This window comes from Flexivirga sp. B27, assembly GCF_052905685.1.
On record NZ_JBPYUM010000001.1, the window covers coordinates 911,466 to 929,834 of the forward strand.

16 protein-coding genes and 1 riboswitch are annotated in these 18,369 nt (G+C 68.1%); of the genes, 6 read left to right on the forward strand and 10 right to left on the reverse strand.

What is annotated here, in order from left to right:
- Positions 1 to 44: 44 nt before the first annotated feature.
- Together ACSZL9_RS04205 and ACSZL9_RS04210 are read right to left on the reverse strand one after the other, a co-directional pair.
- Positions 45 to 917 (reverse strand): serine protein kinase RIO, encoded by an 873-nt coding sequence (locus tag ACSZL9_RS04205; protein ID WP_446664216.1) that lies wholly within the window; start codon positions 915 to 917, stop codon positions 45 to 47.
- 272 nt (positions 918 to 1,189) lie between these two features.
- Positions 1,190 to 2,515 carry a bifunctional o-acetylhomoserine/o-acetylserine sulfhydrylase gene (locus ACSZL9_RS04210; protein ID WP_446664217.1) on the reverse strand — a complete coding sequence of 442 codons (1,326 nt, stop codon included), beginning with the start codon at positions 2,513 to 2,515 and terminating at the stop codon, positions 1,190 to 1,192.
- 68 nt (positions 2,516 to 2,583) lie between these two features.
- Positions 2,584 to 2,701, reverse strand: a riboswitch (SAM riboswitch).
- Positions 2,702 to 2,835: 134 nt separating this feature from the next.
- On the opposite strand from ACSZL9_RS04210, the gene ACSZL9_RS04215 reads away from it, so the two are divergent.
- Genes ACSZL9_RS04215 through ACSZL9_RS04225 form a run of 3 tightly spaced genes read left to right on the forward strand, consistent with a single transcriptional unit; the run spans position 2,836 to position 5,098 of the window.
- Positions 2,836 to 3,006: a ribbon-helix-helix domain-containing protein gene (locus ACSZL9_RS04215; RefSeq protein ID WP_446664218.1), complete on the forward strand. Its 171-nt coding sequence runs from the start codon at positions 2,836 to 2,838 to the stop codon at positions 3,004 to 3,006.
- Complete coding sequence (locus ACSZL9_RS04220; protein ID WP_446664219.1) at positions 3,003 to 3,773, forward strand: VOC family protein; 771 nt, start codon at positions 3,003 to 3,005, stop codon at positions 3,771 to 3,773. The genes ACSZL9_RS04215 and ACSZL9_RS04220 overlap by 4 nt, the downstream gene beginning before the upstream one ends.
- Positions 3,770 to 5,098, forward strand: a complete 1,329-nt coding sequence (locus ACSZL9_RS04225; protein ID WP_446664220.1) for an MFS transporter — start codon at positions 3,770 to 3,772, stop codon at positions 5,096 to 5,098. Before ACSZL9_RS04220 ends, ACSZL9_RS04225 begins: the two co-directional genes overlap by 4 nt.
- Here the strand turns inward: ACSZL9_RS04225 and ACSZL9_RS04230 are convergent.
- Positions 5,058 to 5,561, reverse strand: coding sequence for an N-acetyltransferase family protein (locus ACSZL9_RS04230; RefSeq protein WP_446664221.1), 504 nt, complete (start codon positions 5,559 to 5,561; stop codon positions 5,058 to 5,060). The two genes, ACSZL9_RS04225 and ACSZL9_RS04230, sit on opposite strands and share 41 nt — an antisense overlap.
- Before the next feature lie 188 nt (positions 5,562 to 5,749).
- Here ACSZL9_RS04230 and ACSZL9_RS04235 point away from each other — a divergent pair, with 188 nt between their 5' ends.
- Positions 5,750 to 7,345 carry an HNH endonuclease signature motif containing protein gene (locus ACSZL9_RS04235; RefSeq protein WP_446664222.1) on the forward strand — a complete coding sequence of 532 codons (1,596 nt, stop codon included), beginning with the start codon at positions 5,750 to 5,752 and terminating at the stop codon, positions 7,343 to 7,345.
- 35 nt (positions 7,346 to 7,380) lie between these two features.
- On the opposite strand, the gene ACSZL9_RS04240 is transcribed toward ACSZL9_RS04235, so the two are convergent.
- From ACSZL9_RS04240 to ACSZL9_RS04265, 6 genes are read right to left on the reverse strand one after another with little or no spacing between them, the layout of a single operon-like run.
- Positions 7,381 to 8,652, reverse strand: coding sequence for a DUF445 domain-containing protein (locus ACSZL9_RS04240; protein WP_446664223.1), 1,272 nt, complete (start codon positions 8,650 to 8,652; stop codon positions 7,381 to 7,383).
- Positions 8,640 to 9,395 (reverse strand): hypothetical protein, encoded by a 756-nt coding sequence (locus ACSZL9_RS04245; protein ID WP_446664224.1) that lies wholly within the window; start codon positions 9,393 to 9,395, stop codon positions 8,640 to 8,642. Before ACSZL9_RS04245 ends, ACSZL9_RS04240 begins: the two co-directional genes overlap by 13 nt.
- On the reverse strand, positions 9,392 to 10,150 hold the full coding sequence (locus ACSZL9_RS04250) for a DUF4352 domain-containing protein (protein WP_446664225.1): 759 nt from the start codon (positions 10,148 to 10,150) through the stop codon (positions 9,392 to 9,394). Before ACSZL9_RS04250 ends, ACSZL9_RS04245 begins: the two co-directional genes overlap by 4 nt.
- A gap of 60 nt (positions 10,151 to 10,210) precedes the next feature.
- Positions 10,211 to 10,747, reverse strand: a complete 537-nt coding sequence (locus tag ACSZL9_RS04255) for a hypothetical protein (protein ID WP_446664226.1) — start codon at positions 10,745 to 10,747, stop codon at positions 10,211 to 10,213.
- A gap of 42 nt (positions 10,748 to 10,789) precedes the next feature.
- Positions 10,790 to 11,992 carry an McrC family protein gene (locus ACSZL9_RS04260; protein ID WP_446664227.1) on the reverse strand — a complete coding sequence of 401 codons (1,203 nt, stop codon included), beginning with the start codon at positions 11,990 to 11,992 and terminating at the stop codon, positions 10,790 to 10,792.
- Positions 11,989 to 15,087 carry an McrB family protein gene (locus tag ACSZL9_RS04265; protein ID WP_446664228.1) on the reverse strand — a complete coding sequence of 1,033 codons (3,099 nt, stop codon included), beginning with the start codon at positions 15,085 to 15,087 and terminating at the stop codon, positions 11,989 to 11,991. The genes ACSZL9_RS04260 and ACSZL9_RS04265 overlap by 4 nt, the downstream gene beginning before the upstream one ends.
- 173 nt (positions 15,088 to 15,260) lie before the next feature.
- Between ACSZL9_RS04265 and ACSZL9_RS04270 the strand changes: the two genes are divergently transcribed.
- On the forward strand, positions 15,261 to 15,926 hold the full coding sequence (locus ACSZL9_RS04270) for a DUF6891 domain-containing protein (protein ID WP_446664229.1): 666 nt from the start codon (positions 15,261 to 15,263) through the stop codon (positions 15,924 to 15,926).
- A 54-nt stretch (positions 15,927 to 15,980) separates the two neighbouring features.
- Positions 15,981 to 17,165 carry an aminotransferase class I/II-fold pyridoxal phosphate-dependent enzyme gene (locus ACSZL9_RS04275; protein WP_446664230.1) on the forward strand — a complete coding sequence of 395 codons (1,185 nt, stop codon included), beginning with the start codon at positions 15,981 to 15,983 and terminating at the stop codon, positions 17,163 to 17,165.
- Here the strand turns inward: ACSZL9_RS04275 and serA are convergent.
- Positions 17,155 to 18,357, reverse strand: coding sequence for a phosphoglycerate dehydrogenase (gene serA, locus ACSZL9_RS04280; RefSeq protein WP_446664231.1), 1,203 nt, complete (start codon positions 18,355 to 18,357; stop codon positions 17,155 to 17,157). The genes ACSZL9_RS04275 and serA overlap by 11 nt on opposite strands.
- Positions 18,358 to 18,369 lie beyond the last annotated feature (12 nt).

Below are 18,369 nucleotides of genomic sequence, written 5' to 3' on the forward strand. Positions count from 1 at the left end.
TGCGGCATACGTCGAAAGCATTCTCGCGGCTCGGTTGTCGCGGTTCAGATCGAGCGGGCGACGACCTCGCCGAAGAGCTCTTCGCCGTCCACGGGCAGTCCGCGGGCCGCGAACCACGTGGCGACGTTGACGCAGTCGCGCTGCAGCAGCTCCATGCCGTGTGGGTTGCCAAAGAGGTCGACCGTCTGCGGCAGGTCGATCAGGACCAACCGCTCCCCCGCGACCAGCAGGTTGTATGCCGACAGGTCGCCATGGACACAGCCGAGCGAGGCCAGTCCGGTGATCGCGTCGGCGAGCTGGGACCACAGTGATTCCAAGAGGTTTCGGTCCGGCCGGGTCGAGGCCAGCCGTGGTGCAGGCGCACCCTCGCCGTCGACGACGAGCTCCATCAGGATCTCGGTGCCGTCGATCTGCACGGGGTACGGCACCGGGACGCCGGCGTCGTGGCAGCGCACCAACGCCTCCCACTCCGCCCGTGCCCACATGCCCGCGGCGACCGACTTGCCGAAGGTCGTGCTCTTGGCCATCGCACGCGCCTCGCGACCACCCTTCCTGGGCAGCTTGCGTCCCTCGGTGTAGGCGGTGTTGCGGTGGAACGTCCGGTGCGAGCTGTCGCGGTATCGCTTGGCGGCGAGCACCACGCTGCGATCGTCCAGCGGCGCCGAGCGCTCCAGCAGGAAAACGTCGGCCTCCTTGCCAGTCTTGAGCACACCGAGCTCGGTGTCGACGGCGGCGTCGTCGGTGATCACCCACTCCGGCCACGGTTCGGGGCCGCGACTCAGCGGCTCACAGCGGCCCCAGGTCGACCAGCGCTGGCCGTCCTCGAGGTCGCCGATCTGCTGGTAGTCGAAGGTGAAACGGGGATCAATGAAGGAGGCAGGAACCTCCGGGTGTTGCGACATACGGTGTTGCGACATACGGGGAACTCCGATCGAGAAAGAGCCTGGAAGCGGGCAGCACGCCCTCAACTTCTGTCATCACTGACTCCTTCCCTCGGGTCCACCGTTTGCAGCCGGATGCCGCCGGTGACGTGTGCGACCAAGATCCCGGTCGCGACGTATGCCGGTCAACCGATTTTCCGACCCACCCATATTGACCGGCGTACAAAAGCATTGAGCGGCATACGGATTCGGGGTGAATCCGTATGCCGCTCAATGCGGAGGTATGCCGCTCGATCAGCGGCGCACCGTCAGACCTTCGCCGCGGTGAAGCCCTGCTCCAGGTCGGCGATGATGTCGTCGATGTGCTCGATGCCGACCGACAGGCGCACGAGACCCGGCGTCACACCCGCCGCGAGGCGGTCCTCGTCGGGGCCCTGCGAGTGGGTCGTCGATGCGGGGTGGATCGCCAGCGAGCGCACGTCACCGATGTTGGCGACGTGGGAGTGCAGGCTCAGCGCCTCGACGAACTTCCGGCCCGCGTCGACTCCGCCCTTGATCTCGAACGCGAGCACCGCACCGGCGCCGAGCGGCGTGTATTTCTGCGCCAACTCGTAGTATTCGTTGCCCGGCAGCGAGGCCCAGCGGACCGACTCGACCTGCTCGTGGTCCTGCAGCCACTCGGCGACCTTGCGCGCGTTGGACACGTGCCGCTCGACGCGCAGGCTCAGCGTCTCGATGCCCTGCTCGATGAGGAACGCGTTGAACGGCGAGACCGCGGAGCCGAGGTCACGCAACCCCTGCACCCGCGCCTTGAGAATGAAGGCGAGGTTGGCACCCAGGTCGCTGCCGACACCGAGGTCGCGCGCGTAGACCAGGCCGTGGTACGCCTCGTCCGGGGTGTTGAAGCCGGGGAACTTCTCCGGGTCCTTGGCGTAGTCGAAGTTGCCGCTGTCGACAAGGACACCGGCGATCGAGTTGCCATGACCGCCAAGGTATTTCGTCGCCGAGTGGATCACGACATCCGCACCGTGCTCGATCGGGCGCAGCACAAATGGTGTCGCGATCGTGTTGTCCACGAAGAGCGGCACACCATGCTCGTGCGCGATGCCGGCGACCAACTCGATGTCCAGGACCTCGGACTTCGGGTTGGACACCGTCTCGGCGAAGACCAGCTTGGTGTTGGGCCGGAACGCCGCCTCCCAGCCGGCCGCATCCGTGCGGTCCTCGACGAAGGTCGTCTCGATGCCGAGGTTGGCCAGCGTGTGCTTCAGCAGGTTGAACGTGCCGCCATACAGGCTCGGGCTGGCGACGATGTGGTCGCCGGCGCCGGCGACATTGAGGATCGCCAGCGTGGTGGCCGCCTGTCCGGAGGCGACCAGCAGTGCGCCGACGCCGCCCTCGAGGTCCGCGATGCGCTTCTCGGCCACGTCGGTCGTGGGGTTCATCAGGCGGGTGTAGATGTTGCCGAACTCCTTGAGTCCGAACAGGTTTGCCGCGTGGTCGGCGTCGTTGAACTGGTAGGACGTGGTCTGGTAGATCGGCAGCGCGAGCGAGCCGGTCGTCGGGTCGGCACTCTGTCCGGCGTGAATCTGCCGCGTCTCGAAGGACCAGTTGGGGGTGGCGTCGGTGCTCATCATGACCTTCCGTGCAAAAGGTTCGCCGGGGACGACAGCCGCCCTCGGCGGCGGACCCACGTTCGTGATGTCCGCGCTTGCCACACGGCGATCCGCACCGGTGGCCTGGTCCTCACCCGGGGCACCCCACCGCGGAGGAGGGTTGCCGGCCAGCGAGCCGGGGCCTAATCGCTGACACTCATGACCTGCTCGTGATGGTAGCTCTGCCCACCCGTTGATACATAACCGTCTCTAACTGTGGACTCCTTGCCGCGTTATGCGTGGCCGATCCGGCGCGGGAGGTCTTGACGACCGGATTGCCATCTTTCTATATTGCTAGCATGCAAGCAAGTGATAAAGCGTCCGCGAAGACGAAGACGCAGTTCAACGTCTATCTACCGACCGACGTGATCCGCGAGGTGAAGCACCGCGCGATCGACGACGGATTGAGCCTGTCTGTGCTCGTCGAGCAGGCACTGCGCGACTACCTCGACCAAGGAGAGACCCGATGACCCTCACCGTGCAGCCCCTGCGCTTCACCGACAACATCGACGAGATGACCCGCCTGCTCAGCGCGCTCGGGATGTCAGTCAGCATCACCAGTGACAAGGGTGGCTGGGTCGTGCTCGCCGGCCGCGCCGGCACGGTCGCGCTGCACAGCGCATCCGGTGCGACATCGGGTGCCACGCAGGGCCAGACCACCCTGTGTTTCGAGGCGGACGACCTGGACGCTGTCGCGCACCGGCTCACCGAGCAGGGCTTCGGCAACGACGAACACCCCGCCGAGTCGATGGTGTATGACGAGGCCTACGGCCGGGCAATCTCGATCACCGTCAACGGCGAGGAGATGACCATCAACGGCCGCTCCGAGGACCTCTACGGCTACACCAGCACCGGAGTCTCGGCCGGACCGGACACGGGTGACCTGCGCGTCACGCCGATCCGTTTCGTCGACGACCAGACATCCGACCGTCGGCTGCTGGAGTCGCTCGGCTTCACCGTGGCCGGCGAGGCGAGCCGCTACTTCACCCAGTTGGAGCTCCCGGACGCCGGTGGCTCGGTCGGGCTGCACTACATCTATTCGGACGAACTCCCCATCGTGCCAGGCCCTTTCGCCATACAACTGACGTTCCAGACGGCCACTCCCCTGCCCGAAATCGTGCGGCGGGCGACATCCGTCGGCGCGCAGGCGCAGCTCGAGAAGTCCGAAGTCGGTGATTTCGTCACCATCGTCGACCCGGACGGTCAGCAGATCCAGGTGCACGCCGCAGCGCAGTGACTCGTCAGCAGGACGCCCTGCTGACGGGGCGAGCGGCTCAGGTCCTCGGTGCGAGCGTCGTGCTGCTGGAGTTCATGGCTGCGGTGACGACCTTCGTCGCGGCCACGTTGTTGCCAGTGGTGGTCGACGAATTCGACGCCGGACGCCGCGTCGGAGTCGTGGTCAGCGGCAGCGCGATCGGGTTGTTCCTCGCGCTCCCGCTCGCCGACCAGTTGCTCGCTGCGCTCGGCTCCGTCCGGACGCTCATCGCCGGCGCCACGCTGACCGTCCTGGGCGGGGTCCTCTCGGCGATCTCGAGCGACGTGTGGCTCTTTGCCGGCGGGCGGCTGATCGCAGGGTTCGCCGGCGGGCTGCTCGCGGTGTTCGGGGTGAGCGCCGCGGTGCGGCACCTGCAGGACTCGACGCGCCGGACCGTGATCGCCCTGTCCTCGGCGATGTGGATCCTGCCGGGACTGGTCGCTCCCCCGCTGATCGTGCTGGCCGAGCACCTGATCGGCTGGCGGTGGACCCTCCTGCTGCCGGTGCCGTTCGTCGTGGCCGCGCAAGTGGTCATCTTCCGCAGCGTGCCACCGGTGCAACCCGCGGCAGCACGTCGCCCACAGGCGCGAACCCTGTTGGTACCACTCGGCATTGCCGGCTTCCTCCTCCTCGAGGGCGGACCGCTGCGCTGGTGCTTCCTGCTCGTCGCCGGCGCCGGATTCCGATCACTGATGCCGCCGGGGACACTGAGCGCGCGACGTGGACCACCCGCGGCACTGCTCGGTCTCACGCTCTTCGGACTCGGCTATTTCGGCGCCAGCGAGCTGCTCACCCTGCTGTTCACCGATGTGTATGGCGCCACCCTCGCCGTCGCCGGGATCGTGCTCGGAACGGCCTCCGCGGCGTGGGGCGTCACGAGTGTGGCTCTCACCCGAATTCCCTTGCTGGGCAACGTATCTCCCGGTGCGGCGATGCTTCTGGTGGCGATCTGTGTCGGTGGGACGTGCGTCGCCGGCAGCCTCGGCGCGCCCTGGCCGGTCGGCGGTGTGTGCTGGCTGCTCAGCGGTATCGGCGTCGGCATCTTCTATCCGTCCACCTATCTGGCGGCGACGACGCCGACCGCCGGCTTCAGCGAGGAGCGGGCGGCCGCGGCTGCGATCTCCACCGAGTCGTTCGGCAGCCTCACCGGCGGCGCCGTCGGTGGCGTGCTGATCAGCGGCGGCAGCGGCGACTCATCCTTCCTGGTCGCTTACCTCCTGCTCGCGGGCGCGCTGCTGCTCTCGGCGGTCGCCGCGCACCGCGCGGTCAGCGCTCCGGGCCCTCTCGGCCCGAAACAGGCTTGCTGAGCGTCACGTCCTCGTGCCGGTAACCCAGCTCGGCATACAACGACAGCGCGCCGATATTGGCCGCGCCGGTGGCCAGGCGGATTCGGGCGAGTCCGCGTGACGCCGCCCAGACCTCCGCCGCCGCAACGAGTTCGCTTCCGATGCCTTGCTTTTCGCGGTCAGGAGCAACGACGAGCTCACCGATGTATGCATCGGTATCACCCGACCAGTGCACGTCTTCACTGACCGAGACGAATCCCACAACGGTGGCATCATCCGCGGCAACGAACAGCGCCCGGTCACACCGGCCGTCCCGGGTGCCGCAGTGCTCGACCGCATCGCAGACCCATGCCCGCACCGCGGCGAGCACTCGCTCTCGCGAGCGCCATTCTGCGACACCGATCGTCAACCGATCGGCCAACCCGAGCACCGCTTCACGATCGGCCGGCACCAGAGGTCGTATGTCGATCACCGCATCAGCCACACGTCCATGCTCGCACCCACCGCCTCCGGCTTTGTCGCAACCGCCAGGGACGTCCGATCTGCGCAAGATCGTCGATCTGCGCAATTGGGCACAAGATCGACCTACGAACCACGGCGGGAAAGGACCCATCTTCCGCAGAATTCCGGGGAAAACCGACCTTTGTCGGTGCTCGATGTTCTACTGGACACATGATCGAAGAGCGCATGACGGTTCCGTCGTCGATGGCCGCTGACTCCGGCCACGGCCGGGACTCCGTCGCGTCCACCTTCGAGCCGTCCGGTCAACGGTCGATGTCCGCCGCGCGTGAGGAGTTGGCGATCATCGGGGCCCAGCTCAACAACGGGCACACCCGGTTAATCGCGTTGATGCGCCACGTCCTGGCCGAGGAGTTGTGGTGCGGCGTCGGTTTCCGGTCACCGGAGCAGTGGCTGACGGCGTATGCCGGACTGACCTGGTCCTCGGCCCACGACGTGGTGCGCATCGCGGAGCGTTGCGCCGAGCTGCCGACAATGCAACGCCTCCTCGAAGACGGCCGGCTGACACTCGGACTCGCCGCGGTCATCGCCAAACACACGCCCGCTGCCTATGACGCCGACGTGGCAGAGTTCGCGTCATACACGACAGTGACCCAGCTCCGCCGGGCGTTGTGCCGCTACCAATTCAACGCCGACGCCACGACCGCCGACGAGGACAGTGGCGACGAGGACAGTAACGACGAAGACAGTAACGACGACTCTTCCGCCGAACCTGCCGCCGAGGAGGCTACCGAGCAGGACGACAGCAGCGCATTCCTGCCCGGCGACGCGGCCGACGACGCCGACCGGGTCGAGGAGGCCACCGACGCAGCCCAGTCGGCCGCGCCCGGAGCCTTCGACCCGACCGCCGCACCGCCACGTCTGCAGATGCGTTATGCCGGCGGCCGATTCCAGCTCACCTACGACGCACCCGCCGACATCGGTGCGCTCGTCGAGCAGGCACTGCTGGAGGCAAAGGACAGCTTGTTCCACCTGCACACCAGATCGATGAGCGAGCCCCGTCCGACCGGAGCGGCCGCTTGCGGGGAGGGTTCGGCCGATGCGAGCAGGACCCACGGCGGTGTGTCGTTCGGCGAGGCAATGAGCCTGATGGCACAACGCTCCCTCGACGACGGCGCACCCTTGGGACATTCACGCGCGAGCCGCTACCGCGTCTACCTGCACCTGGACACCAAAGGCAACGGCTGGCTGCACAAGCAGTCGGCGCTGCCACCCAACCTGCGCGACCGGGTGTTGTGCGACGGCGTGATCCAACCGGTCTGGGAGACCGAGGGCAAGCCGGTCAACGTCGGCCGCGCCCAGCGCATCGTGCCCGCCCGCACCCGACGCCTCCTGGAGGATCGAGATCGCGGCTGCCGGTTCCCCGGCTGCCTGACACTGCACCACCTGGAGTGCCACCACCTCGACCACTGGATCAACGGCGGCCGCACCGACGCCGAGCGGATGATCATGCTCTGCCCGTTCCACCATGACGAGCACCACCGAGGCACCTTCGTCATGGTCGGCGACCCGACCAGACCCGACGGCGTCACCTTCACCGCCCGCGACGGCACCCGGATCGGCCCCGACTACCGCACCTATCCGCCACCCGGCAGATCGAGCACGGCTAGATCGAGCACCGACACATCCAAGTCCGACCCACACCACCCAGCGCGCTGGGCGCCGTATGCCGGACCCACCAACGACAAGCTCCACCTGTCGCTCGTCCGGTTCGACCCACGCCCACCACCGTCGACGCCCGACGGCTGACACGCGCTGCCGGCGCAACTTCCTGAGCGGGTCGATCAGAGCAACTGCGCCAACGAGTAGATCACCAGACCGACCAGCCCACCGACGACGGTGCCGTTGATCCGGATGAACTGCAGGTCGCGCCCGACGTGCAACTCGATCCGCTTGGAGGCCTCGTCGCCGTCCCAGCGCTCGATGGTCTGCGAGATCACCGTCGAGATCTCGTGGCCGTATGTCGTCACGACGTGCCCGGTGACCTCACCGAGCCGGCGATCGATCGATGCCCTCAGGTCATCGTCGGAGACGAGTCGCCCGCCGAGATCGGTCAATGCGCGCACGAGTCGCGCCCGCAGGTCGCTCTCGGGATCCTCGAGCGACTCCACCAGGACCCGCTTGACCGACTGCCACATCCCGACCAATGAGTCACCCACCGACGGGTGCGACAACACCCGGACCTTGAGCTGCTCGGCGCGCTCCATCGTGGCCGGGTCGTTCTGCAGGTTGTCGGCAAGTTTGGCGAGCAGGTCGTCGACCGCGACCCGCACCTGATGGTCGGGTGTGTCACGTATGTCGGCCAGCCACCGGACCAGCTCGACGTGCAGCCGCGCGGCGACCGTGTCGTCCAGCCAGCGGGGTGACCACCACGGCGCGCGGCTGCCGATCAGCGAGGTCACCGTCGCCTCGTTGTCGCGGACCCAGTCGTGCAACTCCCGCACGACCAGGTCGACGACCTGGCGGTGCGAGTCGTCCTTGACCACGCCCTCGAGGAGGCTGCCCAAGATCGGTGACACCGGCTCGCGGGCCAGCCGGGGCAGCAGCACCCGGCCGAGGAAGTCACCGATCTCGGCGTCGCTGATCGAGTCGATGCCCTTGGCGAGCGACGGCGCGGACTCGGTCACCACGCGGCGCGCGTTCGCCGGCTCGGCCAGCCACCGGCCGACGCGCAGCGGCACCTGCGCGGTCGCGAGCCGCTGCTGGACGTTCTCGGCCGTCAGGAAATTGTCGGTGACGAAGTCCTCGAGACTGTGCCCGATGCTGTCCTTGCGCTCGGGGATGATCGCCGTGTGCGGCACCTTCAGACCCAGCGGGTGCCGGAAGAGCGCAGTGACCGCGAACCAGTCGGCGACAGCACCGACCATTGCGGCCTCCGATGCGGCGTTCACATAACCCCACACCCCGTCGTGTCCGTGGGTCACGACGAAGACGATCGCCGCAACGACCAGCAGCGACGTGGCGACCAGCCGCATTTTCCGCAGCCGGCTGCGGCGCTCGAGGTCGGCGGGGCTGAGCGCCATACCCGCGTCGGATGCAGTCGTCAGGAAGTCCACGCGAGCGCAGCGTCCGGGTTCTTGCCCGTCGCATCCACCTGTGGGTAGAGCAGCGAGAACTTCGAATAGTCCTGGCCGGCCGGGACGATGAACACCAGCGTCCCGGAGTAGGTCTTGGTGGACTTGCTGATCGTGTTGCCGGCGAACACCTGCTGCTGCGGGACGACGCCGTCGATCCCGGTCGGCGAGGCCGGGTCGCACATGTTGCCCTTCGGGTCGCGCAACACGAACCCGTCGGCCACGGTGCTCGCCTTACCGGAGACGTACTTCTCCGAGATCTTGACCAGGAGGTAGGCCTGGCCGGCCTTGGGCCCGTACGTGTTGGACGGGTGCCGCTTCTTGCTCGTCGGCTTCGCGGCTGTCAATTTCAGCGTTCCCGCGTAGGGAACGTCCAACCGCAACGCCTTGCCCCACGGCCCGTGCTGGGTCTTCTTGCCCACCCCGTGCGCCATCGAGTCGTCGTCCGCATCCGAGGTGCACACCTTCGACGGGTCGGGTCCGGCGGGTGTGCTGGGCGCGGTTGCCACCGTTGGCACCGCGCCGGACGCTGCTGCTCCCGAGGACGGTGCAGCGCTGGTCGCGGCGGACGGAGGGTTGCTCGGAGACGTCGCAGTCGGAGCCTTCGCAGTCGGCGCCTCGTCGGTGCCGCAACCGGCCGTCATACCGATGACGAGCAGTCCGGGCAGGACGACGGCGGCAGCACGCAGACCGCGTGCTCGACCCTGCTCTCGCCTGCGGTTCACTTGGTCCACGCAACCGAGGCGTCGGAGCCCTCGCTGTAGGTGCCCGGCCGGTAGAGCAACGTGTATTTCGAGTAGTCCTGACCCTCCGGCACCGTGAAGACCAGCGTGCCGGAGTAGGTCTTGCTGGTCTTGCTCAAGGTCGCGTCGTCGAACTGCTGCTGCTTCGGGATCGCCTGGGTCAGCGAGTTGAAGTCACACAGGTTGTTCTTCTGGTCCCGCAGAGTGAAATAGATGCCGGCGATGAGGCTGCTCTTGCCGGACTTGTATTTCACGTCGACCTTGACCAGCAGGTTGGTCTGCCCCTCGTCGGGGCCGAAGAGGTCGTCCGAGCCCGGCTTCTTGGCCTTCGGCTTGTGCGGGGTGACCGTCACGACACCGCTGTACTTCTGCTTCAGGTCCAGCGGCTTGCCCCACTTCGCCTTCTTCGTGCTCGGTGCCACGACGCCCGGGGTGAGGAAGTCCTCCTGCTCGGTGCAGACCTTCGACTTGTCCCCCGTGGCCGAGGACGACGACGGCGCCTGAGACACCGTCGGCACTCCGGTGTCGGTGGGCACCGGCTCGTCGGTGCTCTGGCCGGTCGACGGCGCGGTCGGCTCGGCCGCCGAGTTGCTCGACCCGTCCGACGAAGCTCCCGACGTCGCCGGCGGCGCCTGCACCTCGGGCGCGCCGTCGTTGTTGCAGCCGGCCAACGCGCCGGCGATCAGCATGACCGGAGCGGCGCCGAGCGCCACGCGGCGGAATGCGGTGTGCGTCATGTCCCTGAATCTTCTCCTCGATGATGCGCCCGGCGAGGCCGCCGGCATACCCGCGCTGGCTCAGGGTACGCGAACGGTCCACAACTCCGGTTTGCCGGATGCTGACTCGTCCTTGGCGAACTCGCGTGCGCCTTCCCCGACCGGGATCCCCTGGTGGGTCGCGGCCTGGCTGATCGCCGTCGCGATCCGGTCCCAGACAGCGGCCCCCTGTGGGAACCCCATCTCCCAGGTCATTGCGTCCACTCCGATGACGGTGCGATCGGGCATCAGCTGCGCGCGTGCCTGTGGATAGGACCCGTCGATCTGTATGACGACCGCGCCCTCCTCCGAGCGCACGTCGGTGACCCGATCGTCGGACTGCGCAACGTGGACGATGAGTTCGCCCGCACGGGTCGGGTCGGCCCCCAGCGTGAGCGTGCGACCCATCATCGCCAGGTGCTTGGTGGCCGGGCCGGCCGCGATCGCCCGGCCGAAGTTGCCCTCGATCGCCCGATCACGCACCTGCTGGTGGGTGTTCGAGACCTTGCCCTTGACGAAATACCAGATGAACGAGCCGACGATGATGATCAGCAGCACCAGGACGAGTTTGGCCAACACACCTCCCAGTATGCCGAGCCGACCTGTCCCCGGGGCGGATGGTCAGCGCGCGAAGGACGGCTGCCGCGGGTAGGACACCACCCGCACCAGTTCGGCCAGGGTGTCCAGGGAGCCGGCGAGCCGCGCCGCCGGGACGTTGAGTCGTAGCGGCACACACAACAGGCGGGTGCCGATGCTGCGCACCACGACCTCCGGGGCCGGTGGCTCATCGGCGTGCGCGTATATCAGCAGCCCGGCTTCGAGCCCGAGCGCGGACGCGTAGGTCAGCAGGGGGTAGAAGTCCGACCCGCTGCGGCGGTCGGCGGCCAGGTGGTAGGCAACGTTGCCGACCAGCACCGGTTGCAGGTCGCGGCGCAGCAACAGGTCTGGGGTGAAGTGCCACTGGTCGTGCACGTCGAGCGCGTATTGCGGGCGCTCCTCCAGACTGATCTCCGGCCACAGCCGGTTGCTCAGCTCCACGGTGATCCACCGGCGGAACAGATCGTCCATGTCGACCATGAAGGCGTGGGCTGTCTGCGAGCCTTCCAAGTGCCGAATCGTGATGCCGTCCAACGCTTTTCGGGCCAAGTCGAGCGCCGGCTCGTAGTGCTCGTTCAGGCGGGTGATCGGTATGTCGCCACGGTGCTCGTCCGGGTTCGTCAGCCGCACGCCTTCGAAGCGCTGCACCAGCCGCAGGCCGTCCCGTCGCACCAGCGGTGGCAGGTCCGGCCAGGTGAGCACCTGCCGGACGGCGCACAGCAGCAGGCGGTTCTCGACGATGTCCGGGGTGAACTCGTCATACCGGCACGGTGGTGTCGCGGCTGCCCAGGGCCGGGTCGCGAGTTGGTCGACCAGCAGCCGTCCCCGTATGACGCTGGTGTCCTCCTCCAACGTCACGTAACCGTGCAGCAACCCGCGCCGCGTCGCGTTGTCGATCGCGCGCAGCAGGAACGCCGCCACACCGTCGACGAGTTCGCTGTCACCGGCCCAGCCGACCGCGTCACTCCCCCACGCGTCCGACGGCAGCCCGGCGGAGAACATCGTGAAGAGGTTCTCCATCGGTGCGCCGGGCTCGACCCGGATGGTGCAGTCGGGCACTGCGAGCGCGCCGACCCAGGAGCCGGTCCGCAGGATCACCCGCTCGGGGTCGGCGGTCGCGACGATCGTGATCTTGTCGGCCGCGGCCTCCAGCAGTGCCGAGCGTGCGGCGGACGACAGCCGGATCGGTGCGCTCTCGCCGTGCTCGCGCAGGACGATCTGGTTCATGCCGACGGGTTGGCCGCGGGCGGCGGCTCCTCACCGGCGGCCGCACGGGCCTTGTGCCCGTGCCGCTCCAGCACGCTCTGCCAGGTGAAGGTGCGCAGCACGTCCTCGCGACCGTAGAACTGGTCCTCGATGAACGGATAAATGCTGTAGGTCCAAATCCGTTGCAGCGCAGCGTCGGTCAGCCCTTCGACCATGAAGTGGCTGTGCCCGATCTGCAGGTGCGGACCGCGCAGCGCACGCCGCAACTCGTCGTTGACCAGGTCGACGATGCCGGCGACCCACACCGGGCCGTTGTGTGCTTCGAGCCAGCGGCGCAGCAGTCCCTCCATCGGCCCCTCGTGCGGCATGAACGGCACGAAGTGGAAGCGCCGCCGCAGCGCCGCGTCGACCAGCGCGATCGACCGGTCCGCGGTGTTCATGGTGCCGATGAAGTAGAGGTTCGGCGGCAGCTCGAAGCCCTCGTCCGGTCGGTATGACGTCATGACCGACTGCGAGCGGTATTCGAGCAGGTAGAGCAACTCACCGAAGACGCGCGGCAGGTTGGCGCGGTTGATCTCGTCGATCAGCATGATGTGCGGCGTCGTCGGGTCGGCCTCGGCGGCCTCGGCCAGCACGGCCAGCGGGCCCTTGCGCAGCTCGTAGACCATCTGGCCGTCGGCGTCCAGTCGAGGCCGGAAGCCCTCGAAGAAGTCCTCGTAGGACGTCGAGGGGTGGAACTGCACGACCTGCCGCTTGGTGGAGTCCGGCTGCAGTGCGGCGGCCAGCCGCTGTGCGAGGTAGGTCTTGCCGGTGCCGGGCGGGCCGTAGAAGATGATCTGCTTCTTGTCCTCCAGCAGGCCGTGCACCTCGCGCAGGAAGTCCTCGTCGACGAGCAGCTCGGCCGCGGCCTCGGCGATCAGGTCGCGTTCGGGGTCGGCGACCGACTCGCTCTTGTGCAGCATCCAGAGCGCGAATTGCACCTGACCCCAAGGGTCCCCGGGCAACAGCGGCTCCAGGCGGGCACGCAGCCGGTCGTTGATCACCACATGCAGCCGGGCGCGATTCGGGCTGTCGATCTTCGGCAGCTCGACACCGATCGCACGCGCGACGGCGATCTTGCCGTCCGCACCGCCGAGCGAGTGGATCGGCAGGTAGCGGCCCGGGTGCGCGATCGACATCAGCTTCATCACCACGGCCTCGCCGAGGCCGGGCGCGGGCATGCCGTCGCCGAGGATGTGCTCGATGCGGGCGACGTCGTCACCGTCACCCCACAGCAGCTCCTTCAGCGAGCGCGCGAAGTTGTCCAGGCTCGCGGCGTCCATCGTGGACAGGCTCGCCTGCAGCACCGAGTGGGTGCCGGGGTGGCCGTAGGCGCGTCCGCTGAGCAACCGTCGGAACGCCGCCATGTCGAAGGCGTCGAGGCCGGCCGGCTCCAGTGCCTGGGCCAGCGTGCGCCGCTGCTCCTGGTGCCAGCTGTCCCGGTCGCCCGGGTAGGGACGTTCGGCGACGAACCGCTCCAGCTGGGCGAGCAGGTCGAGGTCAACCGGCCCGGTCGGTGTCGGCTCCTTGCCGGACATCACCTCGACCAGCGGCGCGAGCCGGCGGACCGTGTCGACGATGTCGTCGGCGAAGTCGGCGCGGCCGAGGGACTCCGGGTGGGGCCACCAGCGCCCGACATACACCTCACCGCCGGGGTATTCGCGGTCGACCGGCTCGACCCGGTCGGGGCTGCTGGTCTGCCGCAGGTGGAAGAAGCGCATTCCCTCGGGCAGGTGCTGCTGGACGACGCCGCCGATCTCCTCGTGCCGTGCACCCGACCCCGGGCCGTCCCAGCCGGAGTGCAGGCCGACCGCAACACCCGACCGGGTGACCCAGAGGCGGAAACCCGGTGCACCGGTGCCGCCGGGCAGCGCCCAGGTCGCGTGGGCGTCCACGCGGTATGGCGCGTCCTTGGACTGCCCGGTCCGCGTCTGCAGGTTGGTCTCCTGCAGGCGCAGGCCGGTGGCGTCGCGCAGTGGCTGGTGCAGCGAGCGCACGGTCAGCGTCGCCACGCCGCGCAGCTGCAGCGCGAGCGCGGCCGCGCGTGCTTCGGAGTCGGCGTCCGGGTAACCCAGCCCCGGCTTGTATCCGGAGATCAGCTCGGCGGCTTCCTCGCAGATGTCCGGCAGCGGTGCGCCCAGTCCGACGAACGACTGCTTGGACCCGAGGTAACCGACCAGCCGCTCTGCCAGTCGCGGGTCGTCGGGCTCGAAGCTGCGGCACAACTCGGCGAACGCGACGTAGCGCTCGGAGTGGCTCAGGTGCCGGCCCATCCAGCCGAGTGTCTGGAACGGCTCGGCACCGCCGGGCCACAGCGTCGGCCAGGCGCCGCCCTCGTCGGTCGACCAGAAGACCGACAGTGCGGTCGGCACCCGCGAGCCGTCGACTTTGCCGTCGGTGTATTCCTCCAGCGCGCGGATGCGCAACGCGGCCTCGTCGTCGTCGCGGGGTGTCTGGGTCGTCTCGACGAGCAGATCGGCCAGGTCACGCTCGAATCCGTCGGCGGTGCTGCGCAATTGGCCGAGCCAGGTGGGCAGGCTGGCCGCGTGCTGGGCGAAGGGACCGGGGCGCCGGGACCACACCGCAAAGCCTTCGACGAACGCATGCAGGTCGCGCCCCACCGCGAGGGTGCTCAGCAACTCGCGAGCCTCCGCGACCCGCTCTTCACGCAGCGAATCGACCTGGTGCCACAGGGTTTGCGCTGCCGGGTCGTTGTTGGCGGCGACCTTGATCAGCTCGTAGGTCGCCTTCCAACGCCGCAGGTCGCGCTGTCGCCCGGGGCTCGGGGTATTGGCGCGCTGCGCACGCTTCACCTCGAACCCGAGGCCGACCAGGTGCTCGCTCACCGCGTCGGCGGACGGCATCGAGACCGGCGTCAACGGACCGAACTCGGCCCGGGCGAAACCGTGTGCCGCGGCCACCACGGCCGTGGCGTCATAGACCGCACCGTCCTCGTGCAGGACGTGATCGATGTCGGGCGCGAATCCGTATGCCGCCAGGAAGGACTCGCGACCTTGGGACTGCCATTCTTGTAGTGCAGCGAGCACATCGTCTCGGGTGATGTCGGCGAGGGCCACTTTTCTTGACAACTCCGAAGTCGCAGAAGGGAACAAGGGGAGGGAAAGACCGCCGTCCAGCCTACGGGACGTGCCGTCTCGTCCGACGGGCAATACACCAGGCCCATACGGAAGCGAGACCAAAGCAATACGAACCGGTCCACCTGCCGACCAGTGTTTGGCACCATGGGTCCGTGCCTGCTACGACCCTACCGACCGACCTACCCACCGACGTCAACTTCACCGGCTCGTTCCCGCCGGACCCGACCACCGCCCTCGGACGGGTGATGATGCGCATCTGCATCGGCACCGACACCCGGCAGGAGCTGGAGGATCTGCTGCTCGAGGAGGTGACCCAGGATGCCGCCCTGCGGGAGGCCGACATCACCGCGGAGTCAGTGCCGGACGTCGTCGAGTGGCTGATCCAGGATCACAACACCCAGGTGCACTTCCCCAGTCAGACCGCGCACGGCCTGATCACGGCGTTCGACGAGCTGACTGAGAGCGGGATCGTCTTCGGCTTCGGCGAGGCCCGTGACGTCCAGGAGTCCCTCACCGCGATCTCGCATGCCGCGAACACGCTGGCACAACAAGGGTTTCCGATCCACGGCTACTGCTTCAGCACCATTGCCGACGTGGAGCGGATGATCCTGCAGCAGCAACTCTCGGTGGCCTTCGGGGTCTTCGACGAGACGGGCGCCGGCGCCGTCCAGATCGGGGAACGCATCGCGCAGGCGTTCACCGCCAACGACCTCCACGTGGCCTGGAACGGCACCGAGGACGAGCGGATCCAGGTCATCGGCGGGTATGCCGTGCCGTATGTCGACCCGACGGACGAGGAAGACATCGACTTCGACTGATCGAGTTCGACTGATCGAGTTCGACTGACCGACGCAGGGTTTAGCCTCGGCAGGGTGGACACACAACAAGGCGGGAACCAGCACGCCGAAATCGATGCGATCGATGCGGCGATGCAGCAGGTCGACGTCGGGCAACTGCGGGCACGCGGCTCGGTCAAGTGGTCGGCCACCAGTGGCGATCAGCTCGGCGCGTTCATCGCCGAGTCCGATCTCCCGCTGGCCCCCGCGGTGCAGCACGCCATCACCGAAGCCGTCGGCCGCGGCCTGACCGGCTACCTGCCGGGCCACGTCGGTGCCGACACCGCGGCCGCCTGTGCGGCGTTCCAGCAGCGGCGGTTCGGTTGGCCGGTCGATCCGGAGCACGTGCAGTTGCTGCCGGACGTGTTGGGCGCCTTCGCGTTCACGCTCGGGCACCTGGTCGACGCCGGCACGCCCGTGGTGTTGCCGACGCCGGCATACATGCCGTTCCTCGAGCTGCCCGGCGCTGTCGGCAACGAGTTGCGCACGCTGCCGATGGACGAGGTCGACGGGCGCTTCACGATCGACCCCGACCGGCTCGCCGCGAGCCTGGAGGGCGGTGCGCTGCTGGTGCTGATCAACCCGCACAACCCGACCGGCCAGGTCGCCACTCGCGACGAGCTGCTGCAGATCGCGGACGTCGTCGAGCGCACCGGGTCGACCGTCTTCGCGGACGAGATCCACTCTCCCCTGGTCTATTCCGAGCATCAGCACATCCCCTACGCCTCGCTCGACGAGCGCACGGCGGCACACTCGGTGACGGCCGTCTCGGCATCGAAGGGCTGGAACCTGCCCGGCCTGGCCTGCGCGCAGCTGATCATGACCTCGGCCGAGCACCGGCGGCGCTGGACCGACTCGCCGTTCGTCGTCCGGCACGGCACTTCCCCGGTGGGCGCGGTCGCGGCGACAGCGGCATACAGCGCCGAGGGTGTCGCTCACCTGGACGCCGTCGTCGACTACCTGCAGCGCGGTCGCGACCTGTTCGCCGGGCGTATGGCGCAGGCGCCGACGATCGGCTACACGGCGCCGGCCGCGACATACATCCACTGGCTGGACCTGCGCGACGTCGACGGCGGTCCCGGCGAGGTGGCCAAGCGCACGGGTGTGCTCGGCACCAACGGATCCGCTTGCGGCACAGCGGGATTCCTGCGGTTGACGCTCGCGACGTCGCACGCGGTCGTCGGCGAGATCGCCGACCGCTTGGTTTCCTTCAGCCGATGATTCGCAGCTGGATCGTCTCGGGCATCGCACGCAGGTCGGTGATCGCGGCGTCGGGCAGTTGTGCGACGTCGGTGACGACGTAGCCGTTCTCGCCGCGGGTGTTGAGCAGCTGGCCCTCGATGTTGACACCGTGCTCGGCCAGGATGCTGTTGACCTTGGCCAGCACACCCGGGGTGTTGCGGTGCAGGTGCGTGATGCGGCGGCCTTCGCCGGCGCCGGCCCGCTCCTCGAGAGTGAGCGAGGGCAGATTGACGCTCAGTGTCGTCGTGCCGCGCTCGACGTAGTCGCGCAGCTTGCCGGCGACGAACCGGCCGATGTCCTCCTGCGCCTCCTCGGTGGAGCCGCCGACGTGCGGGGTGAGGATGACGTTCGGGATGCCCTGCAGCGGCGACTCGAACGCCTCGCCGCGCTTCTTGGGCTCGGTCGGGAAGACGTCGACCGCGGCACCGGCGATGTGCCCGGACAGGAGGTTCTCGCGCAGCGAGTCGTAGTCGACGACGAAGCCGCGGGACAGGTTGAGGAACAACGACCGCGGGCGCATCTTCGCGAACTGCTCGGCGCCGAAGAAGCCCGCGTTGCCGGCCCGGCCGTCGACGTGCAGCGTGATGACCTCGGCGGTCTCCAGCAGCTCGTCGAGGCTGCCGCAGCGGTGTGCGTTGCCCATCGCCAGCTTGTCGTCAGTGTCGTAGAAGTAGACCTGCAGGCCGAGCATCTCGGCGACCACGGACAGCTGCGAGCCGATGTTGCCGTAGCCGACGATGCCGAGCTTGCGGCCGCGGATCTCGTGCGACCCCTTGGAGTTCTTGTCCCAGACGCCCTTGTGCAGCGAGCTGTCCTTCTCGGTCAATCGCCGTGCCATCGCGATGATTTCGGCGATCGCCAGCTCGACGACGCTGCGGGTGTTGGAGAACGGCGCGTTGAACGTCGCGATCCCGCGAGTGGCTGCGTCGTCCAGCGCGATCTGGTTGGTGCCGATGCAGAACGCACCGATCGCGGTCAGGCCGCCGGCCTTCTCCAGGACCGTGGGAGTGATCTCGGTCTTGGAGCGGATGCCGACGACGTCGACTCCCTGCAGTGCGTCGATCAGCTCGGGCTCGTCGAGCGCCCCGGTTCGGGTCTCGACCTCGAAGCCCGCCTCACGCAGGATCGACTCGGCGAACGGGTGGATGCTTTCCAGGAGAAGGGCCTTCACAGGCGGCAGTCT

Coding starts and splice junctions, on each gene's coding strand:
- ACSZL9_RS04260 (WP_446664227.1), bottom strand. CDS start 11,992: ATGAACCAGATCGTCCTGCGCGAGCACGGCGAGAGCGCACCGATCCGG.
- ACSZL9_RS04215 (WP_446664218.1), top strand. CDS start 2,836: ATGCAAGCAAGTGATAAAGCGTCCGCGAAGACGAAGACGCAGTTCAAC.
- ACSZL9_RS04220 (WP_446664219.1), top strand. CDS start 3,003: ATGACCCTCACCGTGCAGCCCCTGCGCTTCACCGACAACATCGACGAG.
- ACSZL9_RS04250 (WP_446664225.1), bottom strand. CDS start 10,150: ATGACGCACACCGCATTCCGCCGCGTGGCGCTCGGCGCCGCTCCGGTC.
- ACSZL9_RS04235 (WP_446664222.1), top strand. CDS start 5,750: ATGATCGAAGAGCGCATGACGGTTCCGTCGTCGATGGCCGCTGACTCC.
- ACSZL9_RS04205 (WP_446664216.1), bottom strand. CDS start 917: ATGTCGCAACACCGTATGTCGCAACACCCGGAGGTTCCTGCCTCCTTC.
- ACSZL9_RS04210 (WP_446664217.1), bottom strand. CDS start 2,515: ATGAGCACCGACGCCACCCCCAACTGGTCCTTCGAGACGCGGCAGATT.